This window comes from Novosphingobium sp. KCTC 2891 (assembly GCF_025938155.1).
Taxonomy (GTDB): Bacteria; Pseudomonadota; Alphaproteobacteria; order Sphingomonadales; family Sphingomonadaceae; genus Novosphingobium.
In genome coordinates this window covers 433,102-445,288 of record NZ_JAPCZG010000001.1, presented here as the reverse complement: position 1 = coordinate 445,288, position 12,187 = coordinate 433,102, and the positions used below count along the sequence as shown (strand labels likewise).

General features: G+C 64.9%; 11 protein-coding genes. All 11 read right to left on the bottom strand.

Features of this window, described 5'->3' with window-relative positions; genetic code table 11:
• Positions 1–23: 23 nt before the first annotated feature.
• A complete protein-coding gene (locus OLX02_RS02125) occupies positions 24–1,154 on the bottom strand; it encodes an acyl-CoA dehydrogenase family protein (RefSeq protein WP_264419811.1) in 1,131 nt (376 codons plus the stop codon).
• 37 nt (positions 1,155–1,191) lie between these two features.
• Positions 1,192–2,391: an acyl-CoA dehydrogenase family protein gene (locus OLX02_RS02120; RefSeq protein WP_264419809.1), complete on the bottom strand. Its 1,200-nt coding sequence runs from the start codon at positions 2,389–2,391 to the stop codon at positions 1,192–1,194.
• A gap of 204 nt (positions 2,392–2,595) precedes the next feature.
• On the bottom strand, positions 2,596–4,545 hold the full coding sequence (locus OLX02_RS02115; RefSeq protein ID WP_264419806.1) for a substrate-binding domain-containing protein: 1,950 nt from the start codon (positions 4,543–4,545) through the stop codon (positions 2,596–2,598).
• A gap of 260 nt (positions 4,546–4,805) precedes the next feature.
• Positions 4,806–5,546, bottom strand: a complete 741-nt coding sequence (locus OLX02_RS02110; protein ID WP_264419804.1) for a hypothetical protein — start codon at positions 5,544–5,546, stop codon at positions 4,806–4,808.
• A 136-nt stretch (positions 5,547–5,682) separates the two neighbouring features.
• On the bottom strand, positions 5,683–6,222 hold the full coding sequence (locus OLX02_RS02105) for a response regulator transcription factor (protein WP_264419803.1): 540 nt from the start codon (positions 6,220–6,222) through the stop codon (positions 5,683–5,685).
• A 273-nt stretch (positions 6,223–6,495) separates the two neighbouring features.
• On the bottom strand, positions 6,496–6,969 hold the full coding sequence (locus OLX02_RS02100; protein WP_264419801.1) for a prepilin peptidase: 474 nt from the start codon (positions 6,967–6,969) through the stop codon (positions 6,496–6,498).
• Between the two features lie 5 nt (positions 6,970–6,974).
• Complete coding sequence (locus OLX02_RS02095) at positions 6,975–7,610, bottom strand: tetratricopeptide repeat protein (RefSeq protein WP_264419800.1); 636 nt, start codon at positions 7,608–7,610, stop codon at positions 6,975–6,977.
• A 2-nt stretch (positions 7,611–7,612) separates the two neighbouring features.
• Positions 7,613–8,566, bottom strand: coding sequence for a type II secretion system F family protein (locus tag OLX02_RS02090; protein ID WP_264419798.1), 954 nt, complete (start codon positions 8,564–8,566; stop codon positions 7,613–7,615).
• A 4-nt stretch (positions 8,567–8,570) separates the two neighbouring features.
• Positions 8,571–9,557 (bottom strand): type II secretion system F family protein, encoded by a 987-nt coding sequence (locus OLX02_RS02085; protein WP_264419797.1) that lies wholly within the window; start codon positions 9,555–9,557, stop codon positions 8,571–8,573.
• Complete coding sequence (locus tag OLX02_RS02080) at positions 9,554–10,975, bottom strand: CpaF family protein (RefSeq protein ID WP_264419796.1); 1,422 nt, start codon at positions 10,973–10,975, stop codon at positions 9,554–9,556. Before OLX02_RS02080 ends, OLX02_RS02085 begins: the two co-directional genes overlap by 4 nt.
• A complete protein-coding gene (locus tag OLX02_RS02075; RefSeq protein WP_264419794.1) occupies positions 10,975–12,174 on the bottom strand; it encodes an AAA family ATPase in 1,200 nt (399 codons plus the stop codon). The genes OLX02_RS02080 and OLX02_RS02075 overlap by 1 nt, the downstream gene beginning before the upstream one ends.
• Positions 12,175–12,187: the final 13 nt, after the last annotated feature.

Below are 12,187 nucleotides of genomic sequence, written 5' to 3'. Positions count from 1 at the left end.
CCCTGCCCGCCGCATCTCTGCAATCATGCAGGCATCGTCAGCGCCTCGTAGCGTTCGAGATGGTGGTCGGCCGGGCCGAACTGGCTCTCGATCATCGTCATGCGCTTGAAGTAGTGGCCTGCGGCGAGTTCGATGGTGATGCCGATGCCGCCGTGCGTCTGGACCGCGTTCTGGCCGATGAAACGCAGCGACTTGGCCACCTTGGCCTTGGCGAGGCTGACCGCGGCCTTGCGCTCGTTCGCCGGGGTATCCAGCTTGAGCGTGCCCATCAGCGTCATCGACTGGATCTGCTCCGCTTCCACCATCATGTCGGCAAGACGGAACTGGAGCGCCTGGAACTTGCCGATCGGCTGGCCGAACTGCTTGCGCTCCTTGGTGTAGGCCAGCGTCAGTTCGTGCAGCTTGCGGCCTGCACCCTGCCCTTCGGCGCAGATCGCCATGGTGGCGTCATCCACCAGCCGCTCGATCAGGTCCAGACCGCCCGGCAGCAGCGCATCGCCCGGCAGCGCGACGTTCTCGAAATAGACTTCGCTCGCCTGACAGCCGTCCACGGTGGGATAGTCACGTCGGGTAATCCCGGCGCTTTTCGCATCGACGAGGAACAGTTCCACGCCCCCGCGATCGCTGCCCGAACCGCCGGTGCGCGCGGTGACCAGCAGGTGCGTTGCCCAGGGCGCGGCATAGACCACCGCCTTGTGGCCGTTCAGCACATAGCCCGCACCGTCCTTCTTGGCGGTGGTTTCGATCCGGGCCAGATCGTAGCGCCCCTTCGGCTCGGCATAAGCGAAAGCGAAAATCGCCTCGCCGCCGATGATCGCCGGAATCAGCGCGCTCGCGTGGGTGCCGCCCGCATACTTCAGCGCATTGCCGCCGATCACCACGGTCTGGAGATACGGCTCGATCGCGATGACCTTGCCCAGTTCCTCCATCACGATCATGTTCTCGATCGCGCCGCCGCCCATGCCGCCGTGCTCCTCGGCGAACGGCGCGGACAGGATGCCAAGCTCGGTCGCCAGCGCGCGCCAGATGCCGGGATCGCGGCCCTCGGGGCGTTCGAGCATCTTCTTGCGGGTTTCAAAGTCGTAGGTATCCGCCAGAAAGCGCGCCAGCGTATCGCGCAGCATATCCTGGGTTTCGGTAAAGCTCAGGTCCATTGTGTCTTGTCCTCTCCGTCGGCCTTCGTTGCTCAGCTCAGAGGCCGAGGACCATCTTGGCGATGATGTTGCGCTGCACTTCGTTGGACCCGCCATAGATCGTGGTCTTGCGCATGTTGAAATAGCTGGGCGCGGTGCGCGTGGCCCAGTCGGGACCGATCGGATGCTCGTTGTCGCCTTCGCCGAAGCCGCGGAAATAGGGCGCGCCGTAGTGGCCCGCCGCTTCCAGCGCCAATTCGGTGATGCGCTGCTGGATTTCCGACCCCTTGATCTTGAGCACGTTGGCTTCCGCACCCGAGCCCTTGCCCGACGCCTCGTTGGCCAGTGTGCGCAGCTCGGTGAATTCGAGCGCGGTCAGATCCATTTCCAGCTCGGCCACCTTGCGGCGATAGAACGGGTTGGCGAGCAGCGGCCTGTCGCCGTCCATCTCGGTGCCGGCGATGTCGCGGATGCGCTCGATCCCGCGCTTCGACGCGGCCACGCCCGCGATCCCGGCGCGTTCGTGGGCGAGCAGGAACTTGGCGCAGGTCCAGCCCTTGTTTTCTTCGTAGATGCGGTTTTCGACCGGCACCTTCACGTCTTCGAGGAACACCTCGTTGACTTCGTGCTCGCCGCCCAGCGTGATGATCGGGCGCACGGTGATGCCGGGCGTCTTCATGTCGATCAGCAGGAAGCTGATGCCTTCCTGCTGCTTGGCGTCCGGATTGGTGCGGACAAGGAAGAAGCCCCAGTCGGCGTGCTGCGCCATGGTGGTCCAGGTCTTCTGGCCATTGACGATATAGTGCTGGCCGTCATCGGTCAGCACCGCGCGGGTGCGCAGCGAAGCAAGGTCCGATCCTGCGCCCGGCTCCGAATAACCCTGGCACCACCAGTCTTCGCCCGAAAGGATGCGCGGCAGGAAGCGGGCCTTCTGCTCGGCCGTGCCGAACGTGTAGATCACCGGGCCGACCATGGTGATGCCGAAGGGCATGATGCGGATGCAATCGGCACGCGCGGTTTCTTCCGACCAGATGTAGCGCTGCGTCGCGGTCCAGCCGGGGCCGCCGTATTCCACCGGCCAGGCCGGCGCGATCCAGCCCTTGGCGGCCAGCACGCGGTGCCACGAGAGGAAGTCCTCCTTGGTCAGGTCGTCGCCCTCGTCCTGCTTGCCGCGCAGCTGCGCGGGATAGCTTTCGGCGATGAAAGCACGCACTTCGTCGCGGAACGCGATTTCCTCGGGGCTGAATTCAAGATTCAAGGTGCCTCTCCCGTTGTGCGCCCGGTGCCCTTCCCGCCGACTCAGCGGGCAAGCGACCATCGCGCCGTGTTAATCGACCGACTGATTAGCAGGAAATCAACCCGGGGACAGGTGGCAAAATGAAACCCGAACCACCTTTCCCCGCAAACGAACGCGGCCCCGGATCGCTCCAGGGCCGCGCCATTCACGCCGCAAGGCGAGAGATCAGAGACCCGCGCCGGCAGTGCAGTTCGGGTTGGGACCAGCTTCATTGTAGACGGTCCTGCCGCTCACCACCGAGGTGGCCGTCGTGGGCAGGTCGGACGCGGCAAGGACAAGGTTGGACTTGTTCTTGGCCAGGCCGGTGGCCGTGGGCAGGCCGTTCTGGATATAGAGCTTGCGATCACGCAGCAGCGTGCCGTCCGCCGCCTTCTGCAACGAGCGGGTCAGGAAGGTTTCGCGCGCGGCAAGCCGCCAGGCCGCAGGCAGCGGGGCGACGCCCATCTGCGCTTTCAGGCCAAAGCTCGCGGCGGTGGTGCCGGTGAACATGCCGGCAGAAACCTGGCCGCCGGCATAGTCCGCGCGGGTCCAGCCGAGCGAAGCGTGCAGGAACGTCGTAAGCGCATTGCGCACGGCCGAACTGGTGAAGCAGGTTGCCGAGACAAACTGCGTGGTCCCGGTGATCGGATAGCCCTGCGCCGGATTGGCGAGCGTGGCCTCACCGGCATAGAGCGCCTGGTACCAATCGAGCGGATTGGAGCGGCTGAAGGTGCCGCCCTTGACGTAACGACCCGCGGCATCGGATTCCGGCGGCAGGATCTTGGTTCCGAACGCACTGACCGCGTTCAGTGCCGTCGGCATCCGGAACACGGGGTTGGGGGTGGAATTGGTCAGGCCCTGCTCCAGCGCGGCGGCGTGGAGGGTCTGGCCAGCGGACGGCCGGACGAAGTCCGCGCCGACATAGCCGACCTTACCGTTTAGCAGCACATTGGCAGAGTTCGCGGAAGGCCGGTCGGCAGCAAGGTTGATGGCTGTCACGACTTTGCCCGAGCCATCGGCGAGCAGGAACTTGCCCGCCACTTCGGCGCCCTTCGACGTGTCGATGGCGGTGCCGTTGAACACCGCGCCGCTGATCAGGTTGGCCGTCCCGGCAAAGCCGGTACCCGACGGCTTGTAGGGCGAATCCGCGCGGAACGAGGTCAGGTCGATGCCCGACGAAGTGCTGTAGGGCAGCGCCTCCGCGGCATTGAGATAGTTGTTGGCCTTGCCGGCCCCCATGATGCCGCCGTTGCAGGACGCGGCCAGATGGCGGGTGAAGATGTCCGTCGTGCCCGATTTGTCGAGACGGCCGACCAGCCGGATCGGAACGCCATCGGTGTTCCAGCGCGTCGTGCTGTCCTTCCGGTCCATCAGCGACACCGCGACCTGCACGCCGTTCACGGTCTTCGTGTTCAGCGCCTTGATCCAGTTGTCGTTCCAGTTGGTGATGTAGCCGTTGAAGATGCCGCAATAGACCTGCTTCGACAGGCGCAGGCCGCCCACCTTCACGCCGCCGACCACGACCGGGTGCGTCAGGCTGAACGACAGATCGATCTTTTCGGCCACCTTGCGACCATAGATCGGGCTATAGGCGACAGCCACGGGCAGGACATAAAGCGGGATCTGCAACGCCGCGCCGGCCTTCTTGGTGCCCACGGCAGCCGAGTTGAACGTGCTGATGTCCGCCGCGCTGATCGGCGAATCCGACATCACGAAATGCGGGTTGCTCCACGTCGAGCCGAAGGCCGAAGGAAATACCGCGCCCGCGGCGCCGGTGAAGAACGCGGAAGCGTTGATGTTCTTCCATGCGGTCTTGCCCGCGCCCGAACCGGTGGAGACATAGACGCCGCCGATGTTCTTCTGGATCGAGCGGGTCGCGCAATCGAACGGCGCATCGACGCCCGTGTACTTGCCTTCGGAGACGGTCGAGACGCTGCCGTCATTCTTGCCCGTCTGCTTGGTCACGCCATCGGGACCGACGCAGTTCAGTTCACGCGGCAGGATCACCGCGACCGAGGAAGCGCCCATTGCATGCAGTTCGGCAGCGGGAAAAGTAACCTGCGCGCGCGCCGTTCCGCCCGCCAAGCCGGAAATGGCCACGGCAGAAAGCAAAATGGCCTTGTATCGATCAGTCATTCAACAATCCTTCCTGAATTGGATGACCCCCATGAGATGCCGTTACCGCTTCGCTTCTGCCGATCGAGTGCCGTGCATTGTGCGAAAGGGAAGACATGACGTCCGATGACAAGGCTATGCGCAGTGTGTGACAGTTTTTGTCCGATTGTTTAAAACCAACCAATCTGCGTAGTCATACCGCAGCGCATCTCCCGCGCGGGCACAAAAAAGACGGCCCCGGATTTCTCCGGGGCCGCCCAATTCAGCAACCTAGGCTGGGATCAGAGACCCGAGCCGATGGTGCAAGCCGAGTTCGGACCGGCTTCGACGTTGGTGTACGCCTTGGTCTTGCCCGCGAGGGTGACCGAGAGGTTCACCGTGGTCGGCAGGTCGGCAGTGACGAAGGTCGCCGGAAGCGCCTTGCCCAGAGCCTTGGCCAGAACCTTCGACGGCACGCCGTTCTGGATGTACAGGTTGCGGTCGGCCAGCAGGTTGCCCGCGCTGTCCTTCTGCTTCGAGCGCACCAGGAACGATTCCGTCACTGCGACCTTCCAGGCCTTCGGCAGCGGGGCAATGCCCATCTGCGCGCGCAGGCCCAGCTTGCCGGTCTTCACGCCGGTGAACATATCGGCCGAAATCTTGGCGCCAGTGGCGTCAAACTTCGTGTTGCCGAGCGTGGTGGTCAGGAAGGTGACCAGCGCGTTGCGGACCGCCGGATCGGCGAAGCAGGTGCCCGAAACGAACTGGGTCGTGCCGGTGATCGGGTAGCCCACCGCCGGGTTGGCGAGGGTCGATTCACCCGAGTAGAGCGCTTCGTACCAGTCGGCCGGAACCGAGCGGCTGAAGAGACCGCCCTTGACGTACTTGCCGCCCTTGTCGGCTTCCGGCGGAAGGATCTTGGTGCCGAAAGCGTTGGTGGCGTTGACCGCGGTCGGCATCACGAACAGCGGCTTCGAGGTGGCGTTGGTCGCACCCTGCTCGAGAGCAGCGGCGGCCAGCGTCTGGCTCGGCGAGGGCTTCACGAAGTCCGCACCGATGTAGCCGATCTTGCCGTTGAGCAGAACGTTGGTATCGCTGACCGAAGCCTTGTCCGCAGCGAAGTTGATCGCGGCGGCAACCTTGCCCGAACCGTCGGCGAGCAGGAACTTGCCGAGAGCTTCAGCACCCTTCGAGGTGTTGATTTCCGCACCGACGGTGCCGGCCCAAGCGCAGGATGCGGAACTCGGTCTGGCTCAGCCGGATATCCTTGCCGTCGCGCGACACACGGCCATTGTTCACGTCAAGGTTCAGCCCGGACACACGGATCACCCGCCCGCCGAGATCCGGTGACGTGCGGCGCAGGATGGCGCGGATCCGCGCCAAGAGTTCCGGTACGGAGAACGGCTTGGGCATGATGTCGTCCACGCCTGCGCGGAATGCGGCAAGCCGCTCCTCCTCGCCTTCGGGCCCGGCGATCACCAGTACCGGAACGTATTTGCCACTGGCCTTGAAATGCTGGCAGATGGAAAGGATGCCGCTGTCGAACCCTTCCCAGTTGACCAGCGCGAGATCGATCTCGTCCTGCGTCAGGCGAGCGACCACATCGTCCTCGCTCTCCGCGGCCAACACCTCGAAAACCTCAACCTCAAGGTTGTAGGTCATCATCCGACGTCGTGTGACATCGGATTCCAGCAACAGAACAACCGGCTTGCGTGCCATTAGGATAAGATTGCGCCCCCACGCCCCCTGCCCACACCCGTCCAGGACTTGGTGCCGACAAGCCGCGGTCGTTAGGCACCCTCTGTTTCCAGTTGATGACCTATATTTACGCGCCGAAATATTTCTCTGACCGATCACCGCTCAAGACGGCGACCAGACTCAAGAATTTGAATGATTTCACGTAAAATCAATATCGTATTGAGATTTTGACTTGTCGCCGATCAGGCACGGCGCGGGCACTATCCAACGATCGAACCTCGGCCGCGCGGGATGTCAGCCGATGGCGAAAGCCCCCAGCGCGCCCAGCGCAATCGCCACGCCGAACGGGAACTTGCCCTGCGCATCGCCGTGCCGGCCGGCCACCCGCCTGCCCGCGATGCGACGCGCGAGGAACCACAGGGCAAGGCTGACCAGCCCTGCCCCGGCCGTGACCCCCAGAAACAACGCCGCGCGCGACAGCGGTAGCCACATGGCCAGCGCGGCATAGAACTTGGCGTCGCCGCCGCCGACCGCGCCAAGACGGAAGAGAACCATGCCCGCCACCAGCGCCACCAGCCCATGAGCGACATGACTGGCGATGGTCGAAAGCATGTTGGTGTCCGGCGCGGCAGTGAGGACGCATACCGCAAGGCCGCTCACCATGGTGAGCAGCGAGAGCCAGTTCGGCAGCCTCCGCCAGCGCACGTCGAAGATCATCCCCACCGCGCCCAGCAGGGCAAGGACCGCGAGCGGGATCTGCTGGATCACCTGGATCACCTGCGCTCGATGCTGGCGGCGCGGCGGTGCTGCAAGGCCTGTCGCGCGTCGGCCCGCGTCCCCACACCGGCCCGGATGGCCGGCGCGTCCGATCCCACCGTGCGGATCTCGAACTCGCGGGGCGAGAGCCGGACGAGGCGCCCCGCCGCGGCATCCGGGCTCGCGGCGGCGGCAAGGACGGCCTCCGCCGGATCGTCCTTTGCCGCGGCAGTCCTCGTCACCGCGCCGTCGAGCGCAGCCAGATGTCGCACACCGCTGCTCCGCAGCAGCAATGCGAGGTTCGCGGCATAGCGCTCGTTGGCGGGATCGGCGTCGATCGCCAGCCGGAAATAGATCGCCGCCAGGTCTTCTCGGCCGATGCGGGCATAGGCCACGCCCTGTCCGTTAAACACCGGCGCCCGTTCCTCGCCTGCCTCCAGCGCCTTTCGGAACGTGGCCAGTGCCAGCCCCGGATTGCCCTCCCCAAGCTGCGACCGGCCAATTTCCGTCAGCGGCGAACGCGGCGCCTGCGCCACTTCCGCCTCATCCGATTTGCGTTGCGGGGCCAGCCCCAGCTTGCGCGCCACGCCGCAGCCCGAAAGGCTGATGGCCAGGACGACGGCCAGGCTCACCGATCTTGAAGCGTTCTTCATTGTCACTTCCCCATCATGGCAGGCAGCAGGTCGCGAACGACGCGAATGGCAGCAGGCAGCATCAATACGCCCAGCATCGTGGGCAGCATGCAGGCGATCAGCGGAACCGATATCAGCACCGGTAGCCGGTGAGCCTTTTCCTCGGCGCGCATACGCCGCCGCTCACGCATATCGGCGGCAAAGATGCGCAACGTGGCCGCGATACTGGTGCCCAGCCGGTCTGACTGGATCAGCAGCGTGCAGAACGCGCGGACTTCGTCCACGCCGGCAAGGTCGCCCATCCGGCGCAGCGCTTCCTCGCGGCTGGCGCCTGCGCGCAGATGCAGCGTAGTGCGGACCAGCATCTGCGAAACGTGCGGCTCGGCCTCGGCCATTTCGCGCCCCACCCGGTCGAGCGCAGCGTCCATGCCAAGGCCGGCCTCAACGCAGACGAGCATGAGGTCGAGGCAGTTGGGGAAGCCGTTGGTGATCGCCGTGAAACGCTTCGCCGTGCGCACGCGCAGATACCACGTCGGGCCGAGCAGGGCAGCAGCAGCGGCCAGCAGCCCCGTCATGTAGAGCCTGAACACCGAGACGTCGATGCCGGACAGGAGCAGCACACCGATCGAGGCCACCGGCAGGACAATCACCAGCAGCAGCCGCGCGAGCAGGTAGAAGCGCGGCGCATCCGGTGATTCGAACCCTGCGGCGATCATCTTGGCACGCAGCGCATCCGGATTGCTGTCTGCAAGGCTGAGGCCGCCGCGCTCGACGAGTGCGACCAGGCGACCCCATGCCTCGCTGGCGCCGCGCTCCCGGCGGCCCGTGTCGAACGAGCCGACCGACCGCACCTGCCGGCGCACCGCGGCGGTTTCCTGCGCTGAGGACATCAGGCGAAACGTGCCCCATACGATCGCGCCAAAAACCAGTGCGAGGACGCAGAGGCGTAGCACGAAGATCATTGTCGGAGAGGCCATGCGATCACACCTTCAGATCGACCATGCGGCGGATCCACAGCACACCGACCGTGTAGACACCGAGGAAAGCGATGAACCCGTTGATGAAGATCGGATCGGCTGCGACGTCGAGATAGAAGCCGGGGTTGATGAGGAACAGGACGACGAACGTCAGCACCGGAAGCACCGACAGGATCAGCGCGCTGATGCGCCCTTCCGAGCTGAGCGCCCTCACCTTCAGATAGAGCGCGGCACGGTCGCGGATCACACCGGTCAGATTGGTCAGGATTTCGGCCAGGTTGCCGCCGGTTTCGCTCTGCACCGCGAGGCACACCGAGAACATCTTGAGATCGGGCAAGTCCCAGCGCCGCGACAGGCGCGCGAGCGCTTCGCCGAGATCGGCCCCATAAGCCACTTCGTCGGCGACAAGCCCGAATTCGCCCGCGATCGGATTCTCCATCTCCGTCACGAGCAACGTCATCGCCGCCGTGATCGGATGCCCTGCTCGCAGCGCCCGCGTAAAAATCTCCATCGCGATGGGGAACTGCTCCTCCATCTGCTTGCGCCGCTTCTGTGCGCGGCGGCTGAGCAGCGAAAGCGGTAGCCCCAGCCCCAGCGCAACCGAGAACGTCAGCAAAAGCAGGACCACGCCTCCGGTGATCGGCTTGCCCATGCCATTGGCAAGCACGAGCAGCAGGACCGCAATGGCGGCAGTCGCTCCCACCATCGCCTGGATCGCGACCCGAGGGGCAATCGGCACTTTCGCGCGTGCCACCAAGCCGTAGAGCCGGGCATAGAGCGAATGGCCCTCGACCGGCGCCACCATATCCGCGCGCAGCAACGAGGTCGCCTGCTGCCCCGTTTCGCCCTGCCGCAGCAGATCGAGCCGCTTGCCAATGGCGCGCCGCTCCTCAGTGCGCGTCAGCACCCGGTTGAGGCCCAGTTGGATCACCAGCACGATACTGGCGAACAGCGCCGCCAGCGCGGCAATGCGCAGGAGCAGGTCCGTCACCAGGCCCCTCCTACATTGGGACGGAACAGCGCGGGGTCGAGATACATGCCGAGCGCTTCGAGAGCAGTGGCAAAGCGCGGCCGTACGCCAGTCGCCTCGAAATGCCCGATCGCCAGCCCCTTCTCGTCCCGCCCGGTCTGCACGAAACGGAAGATTTCCTGCATGGAGATCACGTCGCCTTCCATGCCGGTCACTTCCGAGATCGCCATGATCTTGCGCCGGCCATCAGGCAGGCGGCCGATCTGGATGACCACGTTGACCGCCGATACGATCTGCGCCCGGATCGTCCGCTGCGCCATGTCCGCCCCGCCCATGCCGACCATCTGCTCGATGCGCGACAGCGCATCGCGCGGAGTATTAGCGTGGACCGTCGTCATCGACCCGTCGTGGCCGGTGTTCATCGCCTGCAGCATGTCGAAGGCTTCGCCCGCACGGCATTCGCCCAGGATAATCCGGTCGGGTCGCATTCGCAGCGCATTGCGAACAAGATCGCGCTGGGTCACTTCGCCGCGCCCCTCGATGTTCGCGGGACGGGTTTCCAGCCGGGCCACGTGGTCCTGCTGAAGCTGAAGCTCGGCCGAATCCTCGATGGTGACGATGCGCTCGCGGCTGCTGATGTAGGTCGACAAGGCATTGAGCATGGTTGTCTTGCCCGATCCGGTGCCGCCCGAGATGATGATGTTGAGCCGCCCCTGCACCACCGCTTCCAGCACCGTCGCCATGGACGGCGTCAGGCTTTCGAACTCGATCATCCGGCCCATGCTGATCGGCTTGCGCGAAAACTTGCGGATCGACAGCAGCGACCCATCGATGGCCAGCGGCGCCACGATGGCGTTGACGCGCGAACCGTCGGCCAGCCGGGCATCGACGAAGGGTGAGGATTCGTCCACGCGCCGTCCTACCGCGCTGACGATCTTCTGGATGATGCGCAGCAGGTGTTTTTCATCCTGGAACCGGGTCGAAACCCGCTCCAGCACACCGTGTCGTTCGACGAACACCGTCTCGAAGCCGTTGACGAGGATATCCGAGATCGTCTCATCCTCGAGCAGCGGTTCGAGCGGACCCAGTCCCACCAGTTCGTCGACGATGTCCTCGATCAGGTCCGCCTTCTCGAACCGGTTCAGCGCGATCGCCTTCTCGGTAATGATGCCTTCGATCACCGGCGAAAGTTCACGCGTCAGTTCCTCGCGCGTGTAGCGATCGAGGATCGCAAGGTTCATCCGGTCGAGCAGCAGGCGGTGGATTTCAACCTTGATGCCCAATAGCTGGACTGCCGGGCTGACTTCAACGTCCGGCGCAGCGCTATCCGCCTGTCCCTCCGGCCGGGGTATCGGCTCGAACGACTGCCGAGGAAGCGCCAGCCGCTCGGGCCGGTTGACCGGCCGCGCCTTGCCGCCCGATTTGCGAATATCCCACATCAGGCGGTGACCTCGATATTCAGCCTGCGCGCAGTTGCCTGCGCCAGCGCGGCGATGGCCGAGGCAAAGGCGCTCCGCTTGACGATGTCGCCGATCAGCAGCCCCTGGTCCTGCGCGCGGGCAAGGTCCTGCGTATCGCGCGGCACTGCGGCGATCACGCTGCGCCCCAGCGTGCGCGCCACGTCGCCAACCTCGATCGGCTTGAACAGCTTCTTTTCGGCCTTGTTGACGATGATTTCCACCTTGGCGCGATCGATGCCGATCACGTCGAACAGATCGACGCAGCGCCGCGCCTGCCGGATGCTGGGCAATGTCAGTTCGGTCACAAGAAGGACGAGATCGGCCGAAAACGCCACCGAGGCCGACCAGTTCGACCAGTTCGCCGGGAAATCGAGCACGACGAGGCCGTAGATCGAGCGAAGTCGCTCCACCACGCGCAGAAGTCCGTCCATCGGGATCGAATCCGACGAAGGCACCGCATCTGGAATGGACAGCACCGCCAACCCGCCCGCCGTCTCGATCGCGAGGGCGCGCAGCAATTCCTCGTCGATGCGATCCTCGGCTGCGATCAGATCGGGCAGCGAACCGCTGTTGCCGGCGCCGAGATAGGCACCGACGCTACCGAACTGGAGATCGAGATCACCGAGGATCACCTTGCGTCCCGAAGGAACGATCCGGGCCAGTTCGGCCGACAAGTGCGTGGCGATGGTCGTGGCGCCGCTGCCCCCGCTCGACCGGACAACCGCGACCATCGGCGCCAACTTGGCCCGGGTGGCCGGTTGTGCTCGCCGCGCGATGGCATCGAGACAAGCCTGCGTCAGCTCGGGCACCGCCAGCGGCAGCTCTATCACGTCGGCCACGCCTTCGCGCACCAACGTCCGCACCAGCGACATCTCGGGCGTGGCAATTGCGGCGATAACCGGGAATGCCGGCTTTGAGCGCACCAGCTGCACCAGACGGTCAACCGAACGGCGGCTTCCCGGATCGACTTCGAGCACCGCCACCGAAAGCCCGCCCAGCTTGTCGAACGGGATCGCTTCAGCAGGCTCTACCGCGCGGACCAGCAAAAGCACGCGCGTGGCCGCATCGATCTGTTCCTGCAGATCGCCGGCCTGGCGCGGACTGATGAACACGCCGACCGGCGGGCTGGTCGACGGGAAGAAGTCGTCTTGCGAGTGGGGGGGTTCAGAGTATTCCATGATCGTGTTCCGT